The following is a 20,685-nucleotide window of genomic DNA, read 5'->3' on the forward strand; positions in this document are numbered from 1 at the left end:
GGGAAAAGAGGGGGCTGGTGGCGGGGGGGATGTCGGGGCTTCGTTTCTGGTGTGAGCAGGGAGGGCAGGCCCTAGGGGCAACCTGTACCGCCAGAATCTGTTCCCTCTGTTCCCTCTGTTCCCGGACCGTAGTGTCACCCCTGTTTCGGGGTGTATAAGGCGACGACACGTCTCTCCGAGTCATGGGCAACTCTACGCTAGAAGGAAGGCGTTCTGGGGGAGGGCGAGGCTGTGTGAGATCCGCGTGGGCTTGAGAAAATAAAATCCCCCCCGGTTCCAGCGGAAGCGGGGGGGATTGGTGGTGCGTGTGCCCGGAGGGGACTACTCGACGCGGACGGTGAAGCCCTTGAGGTAGCGGCTTTCCGGGAAGCTCAGAGCCGCAGGGTGGTCGGGGGCCTGACCGATGCGGCGGATGATTTGTGCTTTGCGCCCTGCATCAAGGGCAGCGCCGGCAACGACTTTTTGGAACAGGTCCGATTCCATGAGGCCGGAGCAGGAGTAGGTGAACAGGGTGCCACCGGGGCGCAGCAGGTGGAAGGCAATCAGGTTGATGTCCTTGTAGCCACGGCAGGCCTGCTTCAGGGAGCGGCGCGAGTCCACGAATTTGGGCGGGTCGAGGACGATGACGTCGAAGGTGCGGCCTTCCTTGCGGAAGCGGCGCAGCGCTTTGAAGACGTCGGCCTCCATGAATTCGGCTTTGTCCACATCGAGGCCGTTCACCTCGGTATTGCGGCGCGCCATATCCAGCGCAGCGCCGGAGGTGTCGATGTTGATGACGCTTTTTGCGCCACCAGCAAGGGCCCACACGCCGAATCCGCCGGTAAAGCAGAAACAGTTCAGCACGTCGCGCCCGGCGCTGTGCGCGCCGACAAGGCGGCGGTTTTCACGCTGGTCGAGGTAGAAGCCCGTCTTGTGCCCGTGGCGTACGTCCACAAGGAACTTCACGCCCAGCTCGTCTATTTCCACCAGCTCTGGCGGCTCTTCGCCTGTGAGTACGCCGGAGTCGCCTTTGAGGCCTTCCTTGCTGCCGCGCACGTCAGCGTCGGAGCGTTCGTACACGCCGCGCAGGCCGGGCAGGATGTCCATGAGAGAGGCGGCGATGCTGTGTTTCCAGTATTCCGCCCCAGTGGTCAGGAACTGACACACGGCGAAGTCGCCGTAGCGGTCGATGATGACGCCGGGCAGGCCGTCGCTTTCCGCGTTGACGATGCGGCAGGCGCGTTCTGGAATATCGGACCCCGGTTCGCGGCGCAGGGCGGCAGCGGCTTTGAGGCGCTCATGAAAGAATGCGTCGTCGATGGTGTCGGATTCCGTAAAGCTGAGGATGCGGATTTGAATTTGCGATTTGGGCGACCATGAGCCGTAGCCAAGAAAGTCGCCGTTTTGGGATTCGACGCGAACGGTCTCACCGGGAGCGGGATCGCCGTCGATTGTCTTTATTGCCCCGGAGAAGACCCAGGGGTGCCAGCGTAGCAGGGATTTCTCCCTGCCTTTTTTCAGTCGGATGTTTGTCATGCTGTAGAGGATACCACAAAGGAATTGAATGTTGTGCTCCAACCATGCGGTCGGCTGTGCCCACGTACCATCAAGATTGCGCTCGGCGCAAGGCGCTGGTGCGCCGCACGCATGAAGTGCGGCTTCTGGCGGGACTTTCTGTGGCACATCAGGGGGATGGAAGATGCGGAGGAGCGCTCTGCGGTGTGGCTGTGCGGCGGTGCATTGGGCTATGACGTAGGATGTTCATTGTGTTCATAATGCGGATAATCATCTGGTTTTATTGGATGAACAAGTGACATTCCGTCCACGGCGCGCTATGACGGGGAACGTGTTGAGACAGATGGTCTTCGCCGCTACGGCGCTGATGCCGGAGGGGCTGGCCGTTGTAATCCTTAGGAGGACGGGATGGATTCGCTAGGAAGTTTGCTCAAGGAAATGGATTTTGAATTCTTTGCCACCGGTCAGTACGGCATGGGCGTGGACGAAGCGCTCAAGGTCATCAAGAACGACCATTTTTTCTTTTTGGATGTGCGTGCGGATGAGGAAGTGGGCTGTCTGACGTTTCCCTTTGCCAAGCATATTCCCATTAATGAATTGCCCGACCGGCTGGACGAGGTGCCGCGGGACAAGTTTATCGTGCCGTTTTGCGCCACCATGTTCCGCGCGGCCATGGCCTATGTGTATCTGCTGGAGCAGGGCTACGAGGAAGTGAAGGGACTGAGTGTGGGGACGGACGTGTTCGCCTGCGCATTAAAGCCCGGACCTCTGGCAAAAATCGTGTGCTGCTAGGTATGGAGAACCTCTCCGCCTGCCGATGAGAGTGTATGGGGCCGGACGTCTGGCGGCCCCATCCGATCCTGAAGGCCCGCCGACGTACAGCCCCCTATTGCCCGCGCCGCCATGGGCGGGCGCCCTCCCGCAGCACGGCATGGCAGGGCAAAGCGCGGAAAACTTGCGCCCACGGCATGTTTGCGCTATTTTCCTGTAATATGGGGAAAGAGCTTTCCGCGTAAGGCGCAGTGGCCGCCCTTTGGCAGGGGTAGGCCCACACAGCGGGGGCCCCAGGACTTTACAAGCTCCCTGTTTTGCGGGTAGAGCAACACTCTTGTTTTCAAATCGACATGAAAGGGAGGAATCCATAATGGCTCATAAGAAGCACGAGCGGAAGAAGGAACTCGACCGCAAGCGTAAGCGCAAGGCCGATCGCATCAAGACCCGCATCAAGGAAGCGAAGGCTTCTGCAAAGAAGTAGCACATTTCCGCGCGGTTGCCGGGCGGGGCGCCTCTTTGGGCTGCCCCGTCCAGCGCTTGCTCGCTGTATTTTTCAACGGGCGAAATCTTGACAACCTTGCGCGGCGTACTTACCGACTGGACACCATACCAGACGACCGCATGAGGTGATTTCAATGCCAATCTACGAGTATCGTTGTAACGACTGTAAACAAGTTTTCGAGGAGTGGCAGCGCAACTTCGACGACAAGGAAGTGCCCTGTCCCGTCTGCGGCGGCGCGTCGCAGCGACTCATCTCCAATACCAGCTTTGTCCTGAAGGGCAGCGGCTGGTATGTGACCGACTATTGCCAGGGCGGCAGCCACGGCAGCGCCAAATCCGACGTTGCCGGCGGTAAGGACTCTTCTTCGACTGAACCAGCCAAGAAGGACTCTGCCCCGAGCAAGGCCGAGCAATCTTCGCCGCAGGCGTAGCCGCGGCGCTAGGCAGCTATTTGGCTGCCTTTTTTTTTGCGGAATTCCGGCCTCCTGCCGGTCCGACCACCATCTAACATCCGGAAATCGTGCAATGATCGAACGCTACACCCGCCCCGAGATGGGGAACCTGTGGACTCTTGAAAACAAGTTCAGGGTCTGGCTGGAAGTGGAGATTGCCGTGTGCGAGGCGTGGTGCCGCCTCGGTGTCGTCCCTGAAGAGGACATGAAGATCATCCGCGACAAGGCGGACTTTGAGCTGGACCGCATCCTCGAAATTGAGGAGCGCACCAAGCACGACGTCATCGCCTTTTTGACCGCCGTTGAGGAAAAGGTCGGCCCCTCCAGCCGCTTTATCCATCTGGGCTGCACGTCTTCGGACATTGTGGACACCGCCAATGGCGTCCTGCTGTCCCGCGCCGGTGCGATCATCGCGGGGGACATTGAGCGCCTGCTGGAGACCCTCAAGACGCTGGCCAATGACAATAAGGGCCGCCTCGCCATGGGCCGCACCCACGGCGTGCATGCCGAGCCCACCAGCTTTGGCCTCAAGATGGCGGGCTTCTACGCCGAGTTTAAGCGCCATCAGCAGCGCTTCCTTGATGCATGGAAGGGCGTGAGCGTCGGCAAGATTTCCGGCGCAGTGGGCACCTATGCCCACCTGACCCCGGAGCTGGAGCAGGTGGCCTGCGAGCTGCTGGGGCTGGATGTGGATCCCATTTCCACCCAGATTATCCAGCGCGACCGCCACGCGGCCTTCTTCACTGCCATTGCCCTGCTGGCTGGCGGCGTGGAGCGCCTGTGCGTGGAACTGCGCCACCTGCAGCGCACCGAGGTGCTGGAAGTCGAGGAAGGCTTCAGCAAGGGCCAGAAAGGCTCCTCCGCCATGCCGCATAAAAAGAACCCCATTTCCGCGGAGAACCTCACCGGTCTGTCCCGCCTGATGCGCACCAACGCCATGGCCAGCATGGAAAATATGGCCCTGTGGCACGAGCGCGACATCTCCCACTCCTCCGTGGAGCGCGTGATTATGCCGGACTCCACCATCCTCGCCAACTACGTGCTGAACCGCCTGAGCGGCCTTATCGCCAACCTTAAGGTCAACGGCCACAACATGGACCGCAATCTGCGCGCGTCCTATGGGCTGTACTTCTCGCAGCGGGTGCTCCTTGCCCTTATCGAGACCGGCCTTGAGCGCCAGAAGGCCTACGAAATGGTGCAGGGCGTGGCCATGCGCTGCTGGAACGAGCAGCTCCAGTTCCCGGAAGAGGCCCGGAAGGATGCCGAGATTTCGTCGCGCCTGAGCGCTGAAAAACTGGACGAAATCTTTGACCACGGCTATTACCTTCGTCATGAAGACCTCATTTTTAACAGGGTGTTCAAGTAAGCCATGAATGATCTGAAAAAACGACTGGCCAAAATCCTGCTGGAGAAGTCCTACATGGAGGGCGAGGTAACGCTCACCTCCGGCAAGAAGAGCGATTATTACTTCGACTGCAAGCAGACTGCATTGCATTCGGAGGGCTCATGGCTTATCGGTAAGCTGTTTTTGGAATTGCTGAAAGAGTATGATATTGATGGCGTGGGCGGCATGACACTTGGCGCGGACCCGCTTATCAGCGCGGTTACCGTTGTTTCCTATGTGGAAGGCCGTCCGCTTCCCGGCTTTATCGTCCGCAAAAAGTCCAAAGGCCACGGCACGAATCAGTACCTTGAAGGTATGGCCAACTTTGAAAAGGGCGCCAAGGTCGTCCTGCTTGAAGATGTGGTGACCACGGGTGGCACCCTTGTCAAAGCCTGCGAGCGCGTGCGCGACGCAGGGCTGGACATTGCCGGCGTCATCTGCGTGCTGGACCGAGAGGAAGGCGGCAGGGAGAACCTGAAAGAAGCCGGGTTGGAACTGACTTCCATCTTCACCCGGAGAGAACTGCTCGATGCGGGCAAGGACTAAACAGCTCCTTTTATTGATTGTCACCTGCCTGACCCTTGGTGCGTGTAGCGTCGAGGGTCGGCAGGCTGTTGACTTTCTGTGGCCGGACCTGAACGACCCCTATGTTGCCGCAACGCGGACGTGGTCGCGCTCCCAGACCTTGTACGACGGGGTGAATGCCGAGTTCACCGCCGTGGCTACCCTTGCGTCCAGCGATTGGCGCGAGGCCTACGCCCAGCGCTATGGCGAGGTCTATGGTCTGACCCCACAGGAGCAGCAGGACTTTCTGGACGACCAGATGCGTGCCCATGAGCGCGAAACAACGTTCATCGTGGCCGTCTCTGGCGCGAAGCGCGAACTGACGCGCCTTGCGCCGCGGCTGAAGACGTGGCGCATTACCGTACAAAACGGCGGCAGAACCGTTCTGCCACAGGAAGTACGCCCCCTGCTGGAAGAGGATTGGTCCTCCGAGCGGCTGGCGGCATTCTTCCCCCATCACACTCGTTGGCAGAAGTATTATTTTATCCGCTTCGAGCCCCTGTCAGCGGGCCCGGTGCGCCTTATGGTCTCGGGTCCGGCCGGCCGGGTGGCGTTCGACTGGCAGAACTACAAGTAGAGACCTAGTGAACCGACGCATCAGCATCATCACACTCGCGACCATCCTGTGCATGGTTGGTACGTCCTGGGCCTCCGGGTGGAACGCCACTCTGGATAGTCATCCCAATTTGCCCCAGAAGTTTTTGGCCATCGACAAGACGGCGCAGAAATTCTTTGTGTATACGCAGCACAGCCCGCTGCGGCAGGTGCGCAACCTGCCGTGCACCACGGGCCAGCGCAAAGGGGACAAACTGCGTCAGGGCGACCTGCGCACCCCGGAGGGCATCTATTTCGTGGAGCGCCACCTGCAAGGTGGCCTGAACTACGAATTGTACGGGGACCAAGCGTTTACGCTCAATTTCCCGAACCCTGTGGATAAGCTCAAGGGCAAAACGGGCTATGGTATTTGGATCCATGGACGCGGCAAGCCGCTGACCCCGCGCGACACGCAGGGCTGTGTGGCCCTGTCCGACTCGGACCTGCACACCGTGCAGGACGAGATTGCGCCAGGGCTGCCTGTGGCCATCACCACCACCATGCGCGTGAGCGAGGGCATGCCCACCACGCCGTCCGAAATGGATCAGACCATTGACGCCCTTGTGGGCAAGGTGCGGGGCTGGGCGCATGCGTGGGAGACGAAGTCCGACGCCTTTTTCGCGTTCTATCACCCGGAGCGCTTTACGAGGTCGCAGGGCAAGAACTTTGCCGCCTTCAAAAGCCGCAAGGAGCGCCTGTTTGCCACCTATCCGTGGATTCGGGTGATGGTGGACGACATCCGCGTGCTGCCCGGACCGGACTACTGGGTGACCTATTTCCGCCAGTACTACCGTACGCCCACCGTGGTGACGGAGGGCATAAAGCGTCTGTACTGGCAGTATGACGAGGCTGGTGACCTGCGCATTGTGGGCCGTGAATGGCTCCGCACGCCCACCACCCTCAACGACGCTTACCTTGCCGACTCCCGCAAGGCGGTGGAGCCCCTTGTGGACGCATGGCGGGCCGCGTGGGAAAAGGGCGATCTTGACGCCTACCGCGCGTTCTACGACGAAGACGCCACGCAGGACGGCCGCGCCGGTCTGCGCGCCATTGTCCAGCACAAGAAGGACGTCTGGTCCCGCTCCGCGCCCGAGCGCGTTGCGCTGGAGGATGTCCGCTACGCCATCGCCGCGGACGGCATTGCCGTCACCTTCCGTCAGGATTACGCCGCCACCAGCGGCTACAGCGACTATGGCCGCAAGACCCTCGTCTTTGCCCCCTTTGCTGGCGGTTGGAAGATTGTCCGTGAAGACTGGAGACATCTGTAAATGAGCAACGCCAAGTACAATGTGCTGATGATGCGGGACAACAGTCCCGTGCGGCGCTATCGCCTGAGTCCGCTGTGGCTGAAGACCTTTGTCTATCTGCTGCTCATATTGTGCGTGGTGGCCGCGGCTGGCGGCTGGGCCGGATTCACCTTCTGGACCGAGAATGCCGACCTTAAGGAGCAGCTGGCCTCCACCCAGCGCGAACTGCGCGACGCACGCATTGAACTGGAGCGGCTGCAGAACATCGACAGCATCCTCAAGTCCAACGATCCCGAAGAGTTGCAGGCGCTGCTGGGCACGGTGTCTTCCGGCGAAAAAACGCCGCCCAAGCCTGCCAAGCCCCCGGTTGACCTGCGCCGACTCTTTAAGCGAGTGGACCTGCAGCAGGTGGGCGTGGACAACCTGCAGGCCAAGGTTGCCGGAAGCAAAATCAGGATTTCCTTCAACCTGAACAACCTCATATCCTCCGGGTCCATTTCGGGCGTGGTGGGGGTGTCGCTGCTGACCACGGACGGCAACGAACTGCGCCCCAAGGTGAATAAGGACGATCTGGAATTCCAGATTCAGCGGTTTAAGAAGATTCAGACCGCTTTTAACATTCCGGGCAAGACCTCGATGGCAAAGGTGTTCGGCATTCGCCTGAGCATCAAGAATTCGTCGGGGCAGACGCTGTTCAGTGAGACGTATCCGCTGTCGTACATTCGTTCTTAGTCTGCTGCTTGTTGTGGTGTGCGCCGCGCTGGCGCATGCCGAGTCGCATACATTTTTTAGCGGGACGCAGTACCCGCTGACCGTGCACGTCCTGCGCGGCAAGGCCCCCGGCCCCACGGTGATGGTGCAGGGCGGCATTCAGGGCGACGAAGCCGCGGGCTATCTGACCGCGCAAATCCTGACCCGCGCCAAGGTTGATAACGGTACGCTGCTCATTGTGCCCCGGGCCAACGTGCCCACGGTGCACGTGCGTAAACGTCAAATCAACGTGGACCTGAACCGGCGCTTCGACAAAGACTACAACACCTTCTACGAAGACCGCCTCGCGCGGGTTATCCGCTATCTGCTCTCGCGCTCTGACGCCCTGATTCACCTGCACGAAGGGTCGGGATTCTACCGCCCCACCTACGAAGACGTCCTGCGCAATCCCAAGCGCTACGGGCAGTCCATCATCATCGACACCCCGGTGTTCCAGAACCGCATCAATCTTGCCAAGGTAGCCAATACCGTTCTGACGGAACTCAACGCCACCATCGTGCCGGATTACCGCTTTACGCTGTTCAACACGAACACCTTCGCCAACAACACCACCCACCCGGAGCAGCGCAAGTCGCTGACCTACCACGCCCTTAAGGATGTGGGCATCCCTGCGCTGGCCATTGAGGTCAGCAAGGACATCATTCAGGTGGGGTGGAAGGTTATCCAACAGCTTCGGGCCACGTCGCTGGTACTGGAGCAGTATGGCGTGCACATGACCCTGCCGCGCGTCACCGAAGCGGAAATCGACCGCTACGCGCGCAAAGCGGGGCTTGTGAAGGTCAACGGCCGCAAGGTCGTGCCCGGCCGCACCCTGACGCTGACGGTGCCGCAGGGCTCGCGCATTGAGGCCGAACCGGCCCCGGCGGACGACAATCCCGAGTGGGAGCCCGCTCCGGCGGTGTTTGCCTCGGACCGTCCGGGCGTGAACATCCTTGAGACCCCGCGCCTTGCGTTGACCCCTATTTCCTCGCTGGATGTGCGCGCCGACGGCAAGCGCCTGAGTGAGGTCACGGTGGCGTGCCCGGATGCCGCCGCCATTGCCGGGCGCGGCGCGCCTCCGCGTCCGGGACGGACGCTGTTTGTGTGCTGGCTGAACAAGAAGCTGCACTTTGTTCCGGCGGGCGAAACGCTGGAGACGGTGGACGGGGACCAGTTTGTCATTGAAGGCGTGTGGGACGGCGTGCGTCCGCCCAAGGAAGAGGTGCTCAATTTCAAGGGCTATGTCTCCCAGCGCGGCTACAACAGCGGGCAGGATATGGGGCAGGAAATCATCCTCGACCCGGACATTTTTCTTGGCCGCTTTGTGGAGCATGAAGACGGCCTGACGCGCTGCCGCGTGGTCCGCGAAACCGAAGGCAAAAAGCGGACGGAATTTTACCTGAATATCCGCCCCCGGCGCATCAACGCCGTGGTCTTGCGCGGGAACGATGGCCGCAGGCATCTGGTGCCGTGGCACCCCGGCAACCTGATGCGCCTTCCCGCAGGCAATTACGAGCTCACGGACATCTGGAGCAATGGCAAGCGCGACAAGCTTGTCGCCACCGTGGATGAGGAGCGCGTGCCGTGGAATGGCCGCGTGTCCCTTGTACGCGGGCAGAGCCTGACCCTGACCTTGCGGCAGGCCACCACCTTCCGCGAGGTGGGGCACATGACCTTGCTTGGGGATGTGCCGTCCCTGCAGGCCGTGAACCTTTTGGGAGCCATGCCGTAATGCCGTTTTACGTCAATTTGCCCCTATCCTATGCGGCGGCGGATGAGCGGTATGTGGCGTTGTTTTTGGACAAGGGCCTGCATCCGGAGCTGGGCATTGACGCGGTGGCCATTGAAACGCTGCCCATGTCGTGGCACAGGCAGACCGCCGCGCGCCTGCGCGATGCCGGGCTGACCTGCGGCGTGCACCTGCCGTTTCATGATTTGCATCCCGGCAGCCCGGACGCGCTTATTGCCGGGGCCACGCGCACGCGCCTTGCGCAGGCGCTGGAGATTGCCGCCCTGTATGCTCCCCGGCATATGGTGGGGCATGCCATGTACTCCACGCGGCTCTACAACGGGCTATACGAGGCATGGCTGGAGCACTCCGTGGAGACGTGGCGGACGACCCTCGCCACATGGCCGGAGCATCCCACGTTGTGCCTTGAGAATGTTTTTGAAAGCGCTCCGGACACCCTTGCCGCCCTTGTCCACGCCATAGACCACCCCAAAGTGGGCGTGTGCTTCGATGTTGGGCACTGGCACAGCTTTGGCGGCGGCGCGGCGCAGGATGACCTTGAACACTGGCTGGACGTTTTGGGGCCGCATATCCGCCATATGCACCTGCACGACAACGATGGTTCCGGCGACCAGCACAGTGGCATCGGGCGCGGAAAGATTCCTTTTGACCGGCTGTTTGCCGCGCTGGAGCGGCAGGACCTACGCCCCGGCGTGACCTTTGAACCCCACACGGAAGCCGCCCTTGCCGACGCGTTGGCCTGCCTTGCCGCGCAGCCCGGCTGGTTCTCACGGCTTCTGTAAACCCCGCCACATGCCGCCATGACCGCATCTTCGTACCGCTTCGTCAAAGTCAGTCCCGGTGGCAACACCACCATTCTTCTCCTCGACCCGCCGGAGATGACCGCGCGTGAGCGCGCGGAGCTTGCCGCGCGCCTTATGGACCCGCTTCATCTGGGTGCGGAGCAGGTGGGCTATTTGTCCTGCGGCAGTGAGCCGCATCTTGAGATGATGGGCGGCGAATTTTGCGGCAACGCCGCGCGCAGCGCGGCCTACTTGCTCGTGCGGCAGGGCCACCCGGCCTTTAGCGTCCATGCGGACGAGGCCACGGGCACCCTTGGCGTGTCCGGCGTGGACGCGCCCCTTGAGGTGCGCGTGGATACGGCGCTGGGCACGGCGGCGGTGGAGATGCCCCTTGAGGGCATAAGCGATTGCCTGCACAGCCACGCTGAGGGCTGCGCCGTGGTGCATCTGGATGGCATTTCCCATGTGCTTCTTGACGCGGCAGTGCACCCCTTTCCCGAAGACCCGGTGGCGGCGTGCGCGTCCTACCGCGAGGCCCTAGGGCTGGATGGTCCGGCGGTGGGGTGCGTGTGGTATTCAGCTGTGGAGGACGACTACGCCATTACCCCCGTGGTCTGGGTGCGCGAGACGGCAACAACGCACGTGGAAACCGCGTGCGGGTCCGGCACGGTGGCGCTGGCTCTGCTTATGGCGCGTGAGCGCGGCGCGTCCCAGCTGCGGGCGCGTCAGCCCAGCGGCAGCACCATCACGGCCATGGTCCTGCTGGACGGACAGGGCGCGCCAAGCCTGGCGTGGATTGATGGCCCCGTGCGCATTGTGGCCGAGGGCGTGACCCATCTGGAGGCGCCCACAGGCAGGCGGCGCAGAAGCTGACGCGAAGCGCTCCCCGAGGGCGTATTTGAGCACATTGACCTGCCGTGTGCGGAGAATCCGCCGTGTCAGACATGCCTTGGGCTTGCGCCGTGCGTGTCTCTTGTGATTGGAAAACCGCGTCCAGCAGAGAAGGACGACAACGATTTGTGATGAGCCCCCGTTCACCCAGAGTGGACGGGGGCTTTTTTATGCGGAAGAGGAGGGAGCGGACTCAAGGCGGAAGGTGTCGCCCCCGTGGAAGGTGATGGCCGCGCGCGGCAAGCCTATGGCGGCGTAGCGCTCCGTCATGCGGCCCTTGTGTCCAAGGAGGTCGCTACGGAAGCGCTCCGGGCACGTGAGGCGGATTGGCGGGGGCGTCATGGCCGCCGCGCGGGCGGCAATGGCGTGAAAGAGCGCCTCGGAGCGCACCAGTTGCCCCATAGCCGGGTGCCATGGCCCGTCAAGGATGGCGGAATGTAGGTCGTGCTCGGGCGCAAGGCCGATGCGGATAACATGCACGCCGTGCTCCCACAGCCGCAGCAGGCCCGCGCCAAGGGCGGCGACAGTGGTCTCCAGCGGCCACGGCTCGTAGCCCCCGTCACGCCACGTGGCGGCAAGGGGCGTATCCCGCAGCACAACGCACGGGTACAGCCGCGCCACTTCCGGGCGCAGGGCGCAGGCCGCGTCAATGTCGCGGGCAAAGGCGTCTGGCGTGTTGCCCGGCAGGCCGGGCATAAGCTGTACGCCAAGGGCGAGCCCGGCGTCTGTGACCATGCGGCAGGCGCTTTGGGCCACCTGCGGGGTGTACCCGCGCTGTGAGGCGGCAAGGGAGGCGGCGTCAAAGCTCTGGATGCCAAGCTCCACCATGTCCAGCCCTAGGCCCTTGAGCCGGGCGAGCATGGACTTCGTGATGCAGTCCGGTCGGGTGGAGCAGCGCACGCGCGTAATCAGCCCGGCGTCTCGGAACTCCCGCGCAAGGCCAAGAAAGCGCTCAGGCCATGGCTCCGGCAGAGCAGTGAAGGTGCCGCCGAAGAACGCCAGTTCCAGAGATTTTGTCTTTTTTTTCAATGCCCGGTTGAGTCCAGCCGCGAGATTGTCGTATAGTGTGTGTAGTGGACTCTGCGCCTGGCCCGTCAGGGTGTTTTGCGCGCAGTAGGTGCAGCGGAACGGACATCCGGCAAAGGGCAGGAATACCGGCCAAATTCTGGTCCGGGAGGCCTGCGGAGCCGGGTGACTGAAGGGTGGCGCTGTTCTGTGTGACATAAAGGGGCTGTCCAGCAAAAATACTTGATATAATCAAAAAGGTTATGTAAAAATTGTATTACGCTCGACGCGTATTCTCCACGACTTCTCACGAGGCACCGCCCTGCGGGGCCTCAGCCTGAAATTCATGCTGCACTCGAGCTTAAATCGAAAATGGACAGTACAGTGAGCACCGGCAACCCGTGGACGCACCGCCAAGGTGCAGTGGGGTAAACGCCAAAGGTTCTGCTTGTCCCCCCGGCTTCTTGAACTCTCGGCCCGTACGCAATCGTCCGGCGGCCGCCAAGAGGAACGGGCAGACCACAAAGGCGCCATCGTACCCGACGCCGGGTACCATCCACGCTGCTCCCGCCACTATTGTACTCTGTTGCGATTATCCGGCCGTTCCGGATGATTCATACACAACGATCAAAAACCGGGGGAACTGAGGAGGACCACATGGGCAAGACGCTGACCAAAGCCGACATCGTCGACAGCATTTACGAGAAGGTCGACAGAAACAGAGCGGAAGTCAAAGGCCACGTCGAATCCCTGCTGGAGATCATGAAGCAGGCCGTCAAACGTGACCATTCGCTGCTTATCAGCGGATTTGGCAAGTTCGAGGCCTACGACAAGAAGGCCCGCAAGGGCCGCAATCCGCAGACGGACGAGACCATTGTTCTGCCGCCGCGCAAGGTCGTGGTGTTCAGGCTTTCCCGGAAGTTTCGCGCCGAGCTTAATCCGTAAGCACAAAGCTCCCGGGATACCGGCTTTTCAGGCGGGCATGGGCGAGTTTCGCCTTGTCCATGCCCGCAAACACGCCTGCCTGTACGCGCCAGTACGTCTGGCCGCCTATCTCGGCGCGCTGGATGCGGCTTTGCGTGTAGCCCCTGTCTTTGAGGGCCGCGCGCAGGCGCTCCGCGTTGCTGCGTACCGTAAACGACCCCACCTGAATGTAATAGCGCCCCGTCGCCACCGAGCGTGAGACGGAAATGGTGCTGTCTCCTGCCATGCCTATGGCTTCCAGAACAACCGGAGCCGTGCCCGGCTTCACCACCCCAAGACGCTTCGCTCCCGTATAGGACAGGTCCACAATGCGGTTCTGGACGAACGGTCCCCGATCGTTCACGCGGAACACCGCGCTCTTGCCGTTATCCTTGTTCGTCACCCGTACCACGGTGTTCATGGGCAGAATCTTGTGCGCGCAGGTCATGTCATACATGTTGTAGCGTTCGCCGTTGGACGTCTTTCTGCCGTGAAATTTTTTGCCGTACCACGAGGCAAGCCCCTCTTGGCGGAAGCCGTCGGCCTTGGCCAGCGGATGGTAGCGCTTGCCCGCCACAATGTAGGGACGGAAGGTGCCCTTGGGGGATGGTCCGGCCTTGTGCCCGTGCGAGGCTGAGCTCTGCCGTTCGGTGCGGGGCAGGGGAGAGGCGTCAGGAAGGCGGCTCTTGCCGCAGGCGGTGAGCACAAGGGCGCACATCGCAGCGGCGATGCAGGGCAGAACAAGACGGCGAAGGGACATGGGCGCTCCGTATGAGGTCAGGTGTGGCTATCCAGTGGACCTCATACCCGAAGACCCGCCGGGTTCGCAACGTCTTCCGGCGCTTCTGTGTCGGCGGCGCGTGGCTTGGCCTTCATGTGTTCCAAATGTTCCTTTTGCAGCTATCTGTCCAAAATAAAGAGCAAAGTTCTGAACATTGTGCCGCGCATCGCGTTCTGCCGCCGCCCGGCGCGAGGGCACACAGACGGCGCAGCGCGCTCTTTGGTGTGGCAGAGAAAAAGCGACGCGTTTTGGGCGTGTTTGGCTGCGATCTGCATTCGCGTGCAGTTTTGGCGCGGCTTTTTCTTGAAACCGGAGCCCAGTCGAGGTAGAGGATACTCCCGGACGGATGACCTAATGATTTCTGACCGGGACGGCATCCCGGTCCTCACCATAATGCGAGGGACCTGATGAAGTGGCCATATAAAGACCTGCTCGATGTCGACATACTCTCCGTGGACGAGGCGAACCGAATATTTGACGCCGCCGAATCCTTCATGGAGATCAATACCCGTTCCGTTAAGAAAGTCCCCACGCTCAAAGGCAAGAGCGTGGTTCTTTTTTTTGCGGAACCGTCCACACGGACCAAGACGTCCTTTGACGTGGCCGGAAAGCGCCTTTCGGCGGATACGTTCTCCCTTGCCAAAAGCTCCAGCAGCCTGACCAAGGGCGAAACCCTCAAGGATACCGTCCTCACCCTCCAGTCCATGAATCCCGACGCCATCGTCCTGCGCGATTCGCGCAGCGGCGCGGCCAAATTCATCGCCGAGCGCCTCAATTGCGCGGTGGTCAACGCCGGTGACGGCTGGCACGCCCACCCCACACAGGCGCTTTTGGACGCCTTCACTCTGCGCCGCGCATGGAATGGCGAGTTCGAGGGCAAGACCCTGCTCATCCTTGGCGACATCACCCACAGCCGGGTGGCGCGCTCCAATGTGCACCTGCTCACCACGCTGGGCGTGAAGGTGCGCGTCTGCGGCCCCAGAACGCTGTTGCCACCGCGCATGGAAACGTGGCCCGTCGAGGTCTACACCAATCTGGACGAGGCCGTGACCGGCGTGGACGCCGTGATGTGCCTGCGCCTGCAGCTGGAGCGCCAGCAGGACGGCCTGCTGCCGGACCTGCGCGAATACGCCCGCACCTACGGCCTTGGCATGCGGCATGTGGAACTGATGAAGCCCCACGCGAAGATTCTGCATCCCGGCCCCATCAACCGGGGCATGGAGCTTTCTTCCGAGATTGCGGATATGGCCGACAGTCTCATCCTCGATCAGGTGGCGTCCGGCGTTGCCATCCGCATGGCCGTGCTCTTTCTCCTCATAACCCGCAAAGACTAGGGGGCCAGCGTGTCCAAACCCGATACAGTTATTCAGAACGCCACATGGCGCGGCGAATCTCATGATCTGCTTCTCTCCGGCGGCGTTGTGCTGGAGCTTCGGCCTTCGGCTGGCGGGCAGGAGTATGCGGACGCAGAGATTGTCGACGCCAAAGGTATGCAGCTTTTGCCCGCTCTTATCGACGTGCACACCCACCTGCGCGAGCCGGGCTTTGAGTGGAAGGAAACCGTCGCCACCGGCCTGACCGCAGCGGCTCACGGCGGTTTTGGCACCGTGATGTGCATGGCGAACACCGACCCCGTCAACGACTGCGCCGCCGTCACCGAACAGATGCTGGACAAGGCCCGCGCGGCGTTTCCGCAGGGCGGCCCGCGTCTGTTCCCCATCGGGGCGCTGACCATGGGCCTGAAGGGCCGCGAGCTTGCGCCCATGGGCGAGCTGAGGGACGCAGGGTGCCGCGCCGTCTCCAACGATGGCCTGCCCGTGGAGAACAGCGAGCTGTTCCGCCGCGCCGTGGAGTATGCCTCGGACTTTGGCCTCACCGTCATTGACCACTGCGAAGACCCGCACATGGCCCTTGGCACCGGCATCAACGAGGGCGTCATGAGTGCGCGCCTTGGCCTCAAGGGCCAACCCACCGTGGCCGAGAGTCTGCAAGTTGCGCGCGATATTCTGCTGGCCGAGTATCTGAATTTGCCCATCCACATCGCCCACGTCAGCTGCCGCGAGTCTGTGGAGCTGATCCGCGCGGCCAAGGAGCGCGGCGTGCCTGTCACTGCCGAGACCTGCCCGCACTATTTGATGTTTACCGAGGAGGCCGTGGAGGGCTACGACACCGCCGCCAAGGTGAATCCGCCCCTGCGGCCTGCCGAGCATGTGGAGGTGATGCGTCAGGCCCTGCGCGACGGCGTCATTGACATGCTCGCCACCGACCATGCCCCCCACGCCGCACATGAAAAGGAAGAGCCGTTCTCGCAGGCGCCCAACGGCATCTCCGGCTTTGACACCGCGCTGAGCGCCACCATGCAGCTTGTGGACAAGGGCGTGCTTGAGATGGACCACCTCATCCGCGCGTGGACCACGGCCCCGGCCAAGGCTTTTGGTCTGCCCGTCAACACCTTTGCCCCCGGCGACCCCGCGGACTTCGTCCTGTACGACCGCGAGGAATTCTGGGTGGTTTCGCCGGGGTCCATGCACTCCAAGGGCAAGAATACCCCCCTGTCCGGGCAAACAATGCTCGGCAGAACCGCCGCTCTGTACGTTGAAGGACGCCGTGTCGTTTGACGTTCCTGCTGGAGCTTCATATAGTTCCTTCCTTCACACGGATTTGAACCGGCCCGAGTGCATTAGCTAAACGGAGAGATAAATGAGCGACCCGTACAAGGACGCAGTTGGAATCTGCAAGACCATCATGCGAAACGGCTATGACGCCTACGTCGTCAATGCGCGCCTTCAGCGTGAGATCATGCGGGACAGCACCGATATTGAACTGGACATCATGACGGATATCGACTTCCGGGGCCTCGACAAGTTGTTCCCGGAAATCGAGCACACCAACGAGCCCAAAGTCGTTGCCGCGCTTCGTGAAGAGGGTATCCTCTTCCGTTTCTACCCCATCGAGGCCAAGGACGGCGCGTATCCCGAAGACTGCGTGGCGCGGATGACGCCCCGTCTGCTCAAGCATCTGGAGCAGACCAACGAGCTTCCCGCCAGCCTTGCCTGCCCCTACCTGCCGGAGGAGCAGGAAGACTCGTTCATGGGCTTCAAGGACTTCGAAAGCGGCGAAGTGTGCCTGAGCGGTTTTGCCGACGATACCCTCAAGCGCGACTATCTGCGCGGCGTGCGCGCCCTGCGGTTTGCCGCCAACTACCACCTGCCCATTGAAAAGAACACGTGGCTGGCCATCATCCGTGGCGTGCGCCGTATTCTGGACTATGTGTCCGTGTCCGACATCATGGACGAGTGGCGCAAGGTGGAAGCCGAGAATATGCACCTCTTCGTGCGCCTGCTCTTCGACTGCCAGCTGCTGCATGGCCTCATCCCCGAGGTTGCCGCGCTCTCCCGCGTCTCGCACATGGTGCAGGACGAAGAGGAAAGCGTGTTCGACCATGTGCTCAAGGTCATGAAGTACTACCCCGAGGAAAACGCCTACGACTGGAAGGGCACCCTCGCCTGCATGTTCCACGACGTGGGCAAGCTCTACACCGGTGAATACTTCGCCGGAAAGTGGCATTTCTTCCAGCACCACCGCGTTGGCGCACAGGTCACCAGAAAAATTCTGAACCGCCTGCGCTTCGACGCCGAGGACATTGACCTCATCTGCAACCTTGTGCGCTACCACAAGCGCTTCAGCTTCATGCTGACGGACAAGGGTATCCGCCGCTTTATGGTTCTTCCCGATCACAAGCGCATCATCGAGATGGAGCGCGCCGCCGTGAAGGCCAGAGAAGGCAACTACACCGAGTTCAACCACAACATGAAGATGATGGAGCGGACCGAAACGCCCGAGGAGATGCTGGAGCCCCTCCTCAACGGCAACGAAATTATGGACTTTACCGGCATGCAGCCCGGCCCCAGCGTCGGCCTCATCCGCGATGCGCTGCTGCAGGCGCAGGTGGCCGGAGACGTCACCTCCGTGCCCGACGCCGTGGAGTTCGTCATCCGCTACAAGGAACGCGAGAACCTCTCCTAGCACAATCATACCGCCCGGGGCCGCGCGCCCCGGGCTACCATACAGCATGAGAACAGCACGGTGCGGGTGGTGTCAGCCCGCACCGTCCTCTCGTCTCTGCCGCCACAGGGCGCAGGACCGGGAACACCACGCGCCGCAGGCCGTGCGCCATGGATAAAGAAGACAGAATGAACACAAAGACGAACCTGCTCGACCTCACCTTTGAGGAACTGCAATCGTTCCTGCAACAGCTTGGCGAATCCCGTTTTCGGGCCGCTCAGGTGTTCCAGTGGCTTTGGCAGAAGCGTGCCCGCAACTTTGCGGAGATGACCAACCTTTCCAAAGCCCTGCGCCAAAAGTTGGCCGAGTGCGCGGACGTGGTGTACCCCGAACGCGAAAAGACCGCCGTCAGCAAAGACGGCACCGTAAAATTTCTGCTCCGCCTCGCCGATGGCGAACTCATAGAAACCGTCATCATCCCCGAGGAAGGACACACCACCCAGTGTCTTTCCAGCCAAGTGGGCTGCCCCATGGCCTGCACCTTTTGCAGCACCGGGCAGATGGGCTTTACCCGCAACATGACCATGGGCGAGATTCTCGCTCAGGTGCTCGTTGCGCAGGACTACATAGCGGAGCACGAAGACGAAATCGCCCCCGTGCGCAATATCGTCTTCATGGGCATGGGAGACCCCCTGCTCAACGTGCAGGAGGTGCTCTCCAGCCTCACAATCATGACTGATGCAAACGGTCTTGGCTTCTCGCGACGCCGCATCACCGTTTCAAGTGTTGGAATCCTTAAAGGACTGGAGGTGCTCGGGGATTGTGAGCTGGCACAGCTCGCCATCTCCCTGCATGCGCCGACGCAGGAGCTTCGGGAAAAGCTGCTCCCCAAGGCGGCCAAGGCTCTTCCGCTGGATGAGCTTATGGCAACGCTGGACGCCTATCCCCTGAAGCCCCGTGAACGCGTCACCTACGAATACATTCTGCTGCGCGGCGTGAACGACAGGCCGGAGCACGCGCGGCAGCTGGCCAAACTGCTGGGAGCACGCAAGGCGAAGGTGAACCTTATCGCCTACAACGCCGCCCCCGGCGCGCCCTTCGAGGCGCCAGACCACGACGACGTGCTCGCCTTCGAGAAAGTCCTTTGGGACAAAGGCATCGTCGCCATCCTGCGCAAAAGCAAAGGGCAGGATATTGCGGCGGCGTGCGGTCAGCTCAAGGCAAAGCACAACACCCAGTCATAAAAACGCATTGACGAGGATTCACATGTTCGCACCGGACTTTGACAAACAAGGCGGCCTCATTCCCGCCATCGCACAGGACGCCGATACCGGAGAGGTCCTCATGCTCGCCTACATGAACAAGGACGCATGGGAAAAGACCCTCGAAACCGGCGAAGCCCACTACTGGAGCCGCAGCCGCCAGACCCTCTGGCATAAAGGCGGAACCAGTGGGCATGTGCAAAAGGTCAAGTCCGTCCGCATCGACTGCGACGACGACACGCTTGTCCTGCTCATCGAACAGCTCGGTGGCGCCGCCTGCCACAAGGGCTACCGCTCCTGCTTCTACCGCGAACTTCGAAACGGCGAAATCAACGAATGCTCCCCGGTGGTGTTCGACCCCAAGGAGGTCTACAAATAATGGCTGCCAACAATACCAACGGTAACGGTTCCGTACTCAAGTTCGGACTGCCCAAAGGCTCCCTTCAGGATGCAACCATCTCCCTGTTCGCCCGCGCAGGCTGGAAGCTCCGGCAGCACCACCGCAACTACTTTCCCGACGTCAACGACAAGGCCCTCAAGTGCAACCTCTGCCGCGTTCAGGAAATTCCCCGCTACGTGGCCGACGGCACCCTTGACCTTGGCCTCACCGGCCGCGATTGGCTCCACGAAACAGGGTGTGACAAGGACGTCGAAGTCGTCTCCGACCTCGTCTACTCCAAAGTGTCCAACCGCCCCGCGCGCTGGGTGCTCGCCGTTGCCGGCGACTCCCCCTACAAGCGCCCCGAGGACCTCGCCGGGAAAAAAATCGCCACCGAGCTTATGAACTTCACCCGTGAGTACTTCGACAACGCCGGAATTCCCGTGCAGGTCGAGTATTCCTGGGGCGCAACCGAAGCCAAGGTCGTCGAAGGCCTCGCCGACGCCGTCGTCGAAGTCACCGAAACCGGGACCACCATCAAGGCCCACGGTCTGCGCATCATCGCCGAGCTTATGCAGTCCAATGCCCAGCTCATCGCCAACCCCGAGGCCCTCAAGGACCCCGTTAAGCGCAAGAAGATCGAACAGATCGACATGCTCCTGCACGGCGCCCTCGACGCCGAGTCCATGGTCGGCCTCAAGATGAACGTGCCCGAAGACCGCATTCCGGCCATCCTCGACGAACTCCCAGCTATCACCGCGCCCACCGTGGCCAACCTTTGGAACAAGGACTGGGTCTCCGTCGAAATCATCGTCAACGAGTCCGTCGTTCGCGACCTCATCCCCAAGCTCGTCGACCTCGGTGCCAAAGGCATCATCGAATACTCGCTGAATAAGATCATCTAGTTCGCCAGTCCGCCTAGTGGACCGGTCGTCATTCATGGTGAGTACGCCCCGCCTTCCTTTTGGAAGGCGGGGTTTTTTGTTCTTGTGGCGAGAGGGCGAGAGGGCGGGTGAAGTTGGGAAGAAGGGGGGAGCAGGAGAGGGGAAGGGTGAAGATTTGCCTCCGGCGGTTTAAGGGCTACCGCCCTTAAAAATCCCATTTGCG

At 61.4% G+C, this 20,685-nt stretch carries 20 protein-coding genes; 17 read left to right on the top strand and 3 right to left on the bottom strand.

Annotation, left to right across the window (positions count from 1 at the left end):
- Positions 1 to 321: 321 nt before the first annotated feature.
- Positions 322 to 1,515 carry a class I SAM-dependent rRNA methyltransferase gene (locus ACY69P_RS02790; RefSeq protein ID WP_462326503.1) on the bottom strand — a complete coding sequence of 398 codons (1,194 nt, stop codon included), beginning with the start codon at positions 1,513 to 1,515 and terminating at the stop codon, positions 322 to 324.
- 387 nt (positions 1,516 to 1,902) lie between these two features.
- Between ACY69P_RS02790 and ACY69P_RS02795 the strand changes: the two genes are divergently transcribed.
- The 10 genes from ACY69P_RS02795 to ACY69P_RS02840 all read left to right on the top strand — a co-directional run bounded on the left by ACY69P_RS02795 (position 1,903) and on the right by ACY69P_RS02840 (position 11,165).
- On the top strand, positions 1,903 to 2,286 hold the full coding sequence (locus ACY69P_RS02795) for a rhodanese-like domain-containing protein (RefSeq protein ID WP_404844014.1): 384 nt from the start codon (positions 1,903 to 1,905) through the stop codon (positions 2,284 to 2,286).
- 617 nt (positions 2,287 to 2,903) lie between these two features.
- Positions 2,904 to 3,200, top strand: coding sequence for an FmdB family zinc ribbon protein (locus ACY69P_RS02800; RefSeq protein ID WP_404844013.1), 297 nt, complete (start codon positions 2,904 to 2,906; stop codon positions 3,198 to 3,200).
- A gap of 94 nt (positions 3,201 to 3,294) precedes the next feature.
- The gene (gene purB / locus ACY69P_RS02805; protein WP_459900210.1) at positions 3,295 to 4,587 is read left to right on the top strand and encodes an adenylosuccinate lyase; all 1,293 of its coding nucleotides are present in this window, start codon (positions 3,295 to 3,297) and stop codon (positions 4,585 to 4,587) included.
- Positions 4,588 to 4,590: 3 nt separating this feature from the next.
- Entirely contained in the window at positions 4,591 to 5,151 is a 561-nt protein-coding gene (gene pyrE / locus ACY69P_RS02810) for an orotate phosphoribosyltransferase (protein ID WP_459900212.1), read from the top strand.
- On the top strand, positions 5,135 to 5,746 hold the full coding sequence (locus ACY69P_RS02815; protein ID WP_462326504.1) for a hypothetical protein: 612 nt from the start codon (positions 5,135 to 5,137) through the stop codon (positions 5,744 to 5,746). The genes pyrE and ACY69P_RS02815 overlap by 17 nt, the downstream gene beginning before the upstream one ends.
- 7 nt (positions 5,747 to 5,753) lie before the next feature.
- On the top strand, positions 5,754 to 7,031 hold the full coding sequence (locus ACY69P_RS02820) for a L,D-transpeptidase family protein (protein ID WP_459900215.1): 1,278 nt from the start codon (positions 5,754 to 5,756) through the stop codon (positions 7,029 to 7,031).
- A complete protein-coding gene (locus ACY69P_RS02825; RefSeq protein ID WP_404844008.1) occupies positions 7,032 to 7,742 on the top strand; it encodes a hypothetical protein in 711 nt (236 codons plus the stop codon).
- The gene (locus ACY69P_RS02830; protein ID WP_462326505.1) at positions 7,708 to 9,492 is read left to right on the top strand and encodes a M99 family carboxypeptidase catalytic domain-containing protein; all 1,785 of its coding nucleotides are present in this window, start codon (positions 7,708 to 7,710) and stop codon (positions 9,490 to 9,492) included. Before ACY69P_RS02825 ends, ACY69P_RS02830 begins: the two co-directional genes overlap by 35 nt.
- Positions 9,492 to 10,292 (top strand): sugar phosphate isomerase/epimerase family protein, encoded by an 801-nt coding sequence (locus ACY69P_RS02835; RefSeq protein WP_462326506.1) that lies wholly within the window; start codon positions 9,492 to 9,494, stop codon positions 10,290 to 10,292. Before ACY69P_RS02830 ends, ACY69P_RS02835 begins: the two co-directional genes overlap by 1 nt.
- Before the next feature lie 18 nt (positions 10,293 to 10,310).
- Positions 10,311 to 11,165, top strand: a complete 855-nt coding sequence (locus tag ACY69P_RS02840) for a hypothetical protein (protein ID WP_462326507.1) — start codon at positions 10,311 to 10,313, stop codon at positions 11,163 to 11,165.
- A 186-nt stretch (positions 11,166 to 11,351) separates the two neighbouring features.
- Here ACY69P_RS02840 and ACY69P_RS02845 read toward each other — a convergent pair whose 3' ends face one another.
- Positions 11,352 to 12,407, bottom strand: coding sequence for an elongator complex protein 3 (locus ACY69P_RS02845; protein ID WP_462326508.1), 1,056 nt, complete (start codon positions 12,405 to 12,407; stop codon positions 11,352 to 11,354).
- Positions 12,408 to 12,845: 438 nt separating this feature from the next.
- On the opposite strand from ACY69P_RS02845, the gene ACY69P_RS02850 reads away from it, so the two are divergent.
- Positions 12,846 to 13,133, top strand: a complete 288-nt coding sequence (locus tag ACY69P_RS02850) for an integration host factor subunit alpha (RefSeq protein ID WP_404844003.1) — start codon at positions 12,846 to 12,848, stop codon at positions 13,131 to 13,133.
- Here the strand turns inward: ACY69P_RS02850 and ACY69P_RS02855 are convergent.
- Positions 13,123 to 13,911 carry a septal ring lytic transglycosylase RlpA family protein gene (locus ACY69P_RS02855; RefSeq protein WP_462326509.1) on the bottom strand — a complete coding sequence of 263 codons (789 nt, stop codon included), beginning with the start codon at positions 13,909 to 13,911 and terminating at the stop codon, positions 13,123 to 13,125. The genes ACY69P_RS02850 and ACY69P_RS02855 overlap by 11 nt on opposite strands.
- A 428-nt stretch (positions 13,912 to 14,339) precedes the next feature.
- On the opposite strand from ACY69P_RS02855, the gene ACY69P_RS02860 reads away from it, so the two are divergent.
- The 6 genes from ACY69P_RS02860 (at position 14,340) to hisG (ending at position 20,483) form a co-directional block, all read left to right on the top strand.
- Entirely contained in the window at positions 14,340 to 15,266 is a 927-nt protein-coding gene (locus tag ACY69P_RS02860; protein ID WP_459900225.1) for an aspartate carbamoyltransferase catalytic subunit, read from the top strand.
- 9 nt (positions 15,267 to 15,275) lie between these two features.
- Entirely contained in the window at positions 15,276 to 16,550 is a 1,275-nt protein-coding gene (locus ACY69P_RS02865) for a dihydroorotase (protein WP_462326510.1), read from the top strand.
- An 82-nt stretch (positions 16,551 to 16,632) separates the two neighbouring features.
- Positions 16,633 to 17,958: an HD domain-containing protein gene (locus ACY69P_RS02870; RefSeq protein WP_459900227.1), complete on the top strand. Its 1,326-nt coding sequence runs from the start codon at positions 16,633 to 16,635 to the stop codon at positions 17,956 to 17,958.
- A 167-nt stretch (positions 17,959 to 18,125) separates the two neighbouring features.
- On the top strand, positions 18,126 to 19,181 hold the full coding sequence (rlmN, locus tag ACY69P_RS02875; protein WP_459900228.1) for a dual-specificity RNA methyltransferase RlmN: 1,056 nt from the start codon (positions 18,126 to 18,128) through the stop codon (positions 19,179 to 19,181).
- Positions 19,182 to 19,188: 7 nt separating this feature from the next.
- Positions 19,189 to 19,578, top strand: coding sequence for a phosphoribosyl-AMP cyclohydrolase (gene hisI / locus ACY69P_RS02880; RefSeq protein ID WP_462326511.1), 390 nt, complete (start codon positions 19,189 to 19,191; stop codon positions 19,576 to 19,578).
- On the top strand, positions 19,578 to 20,483 hold the full coding sequence (hisG, locus tag ACY69P_RS02885; RefSeq protein ID WP_459900232.1) for an ATP phosphoribosyltransferase: 906 nt from the start codon (positions 19,578 to 19,580) through the stop codon (positions 20,481 to 20,483). Before hisI ends, hisG begins: the two co-directional genes overlap by 1 nt.
- The last annotated feature ends 202 nt before the right edge of the window (positions 20,484 to 20,685 follow it).

The sequence above is a fragment of the Desulfobaculum sp. genome (assembly GCF_054921475.1).

Coding starts and splice junctions, on each gene's coding strand:
- ACY69P_RS02800 (WP_404844013.1), top strand. CDS start 2,904: ATGCCAATCTACGAGTATCGTTGTAACGACTGTAAACAAGTTTTCGAG.
- ACY69P_RS02835 (WP_462326506.1), top strand. CDS start 9,492: ATGCCGTTTTACGTCAATTTGCCCCTATCCTATGCGGCGGCGGATGAG.
- pyrE (WP_459900212.1), top strand. CDS start 4,591: ATGAATGATCTGAAAAAACGACTGGCCAAAATCCTGCTGGAGAAGTCC.
- hisG (WP_459900232.1), top strand. CDS start 19,578: ATGGCTGCCAACAATACCAACGGTAACGGTTCCGTACTCAAGTTCGGA.
- ACY69P_RS02845 (WP_462326508.1), bottom strand. CDS start 12,407: ATGTCACACAGAACAGCGCCACCCTTCAGTCACCCGGCTCCGCAGGCC.
- purB (WP_459900210.1), top strand. CDS start 3,295: ATGATCGAACGCTACACCCGCCCCGAGATGGGGAACCTGTGGACTCTT.
- rlmN (WP_459900228.1), top strand. CDS start 18,126: ATGAACACAAAGACGAACCTGCTCGACCTCACCTTTGAGGAACTGCAA.
- ACY69P_RS02870 (WP_459900227.1), top strand. CDS start 16,633: ATGAGCGACCCGTACAAGGACGCAGTTGGAATCTGCAAGACCATCATG.
- ACY69P_RS02855 (WP_462326509.1), bottom strand. CDS start 13,911: ATGTCCCTTCGCCGTCTTGTTCTGCCCTGCATCGCCGCTGCGATGTGC.
- ACY69P_RS02795 (WP_404844014.1), top strand. CDS start 1,903: ATGGATTCGCTAGGAAGTTTGCTCAAGGAAATGGATTTTGAATTCTTT.
- ACY69P_RS02825 (WP_404844008.1), top strand. CDS start 7,032: ATGAGCAACGCCAAGTACAATGTGCTGATGATGCGGGACAACAGTCCC.
- ACY69P_RS02790 (WP_462326503.1), bottom strand. CDS start 1,515: ATGACAAACATCCGACTGAAAAAAGGCAGGGAGAAATCCCTGCTACGC.
- ACY69P_RS02860 (WP_459900225.1), top strand. CDS start 14,340: ATGAAGTGGCCATATAAAGACCTGCTCGATGTCGACATACTCTCCGTG.
- ACY69P_RS02850 (WP_404844003.1), top strand. CDS start 12,846: ATGGGCAAGACGCTGACCAAAGCCGACATCGTCGACAGCATTTACGAG.
- ACY69P_RS02840 (WP_462326507.1), top strand. CDS start 10,311: ATGACCGCATCTTCGTACCGCTTCGTCAAAGTCAGTCCCGGTGGCAAC.
- ACY69P_RS02815 (WP_462326504.1), top strand. CDS start 5,135: ATGCGGGCAAGGACTAAACAGCTCCTTTTATTGATTGTCACCTGCCTG.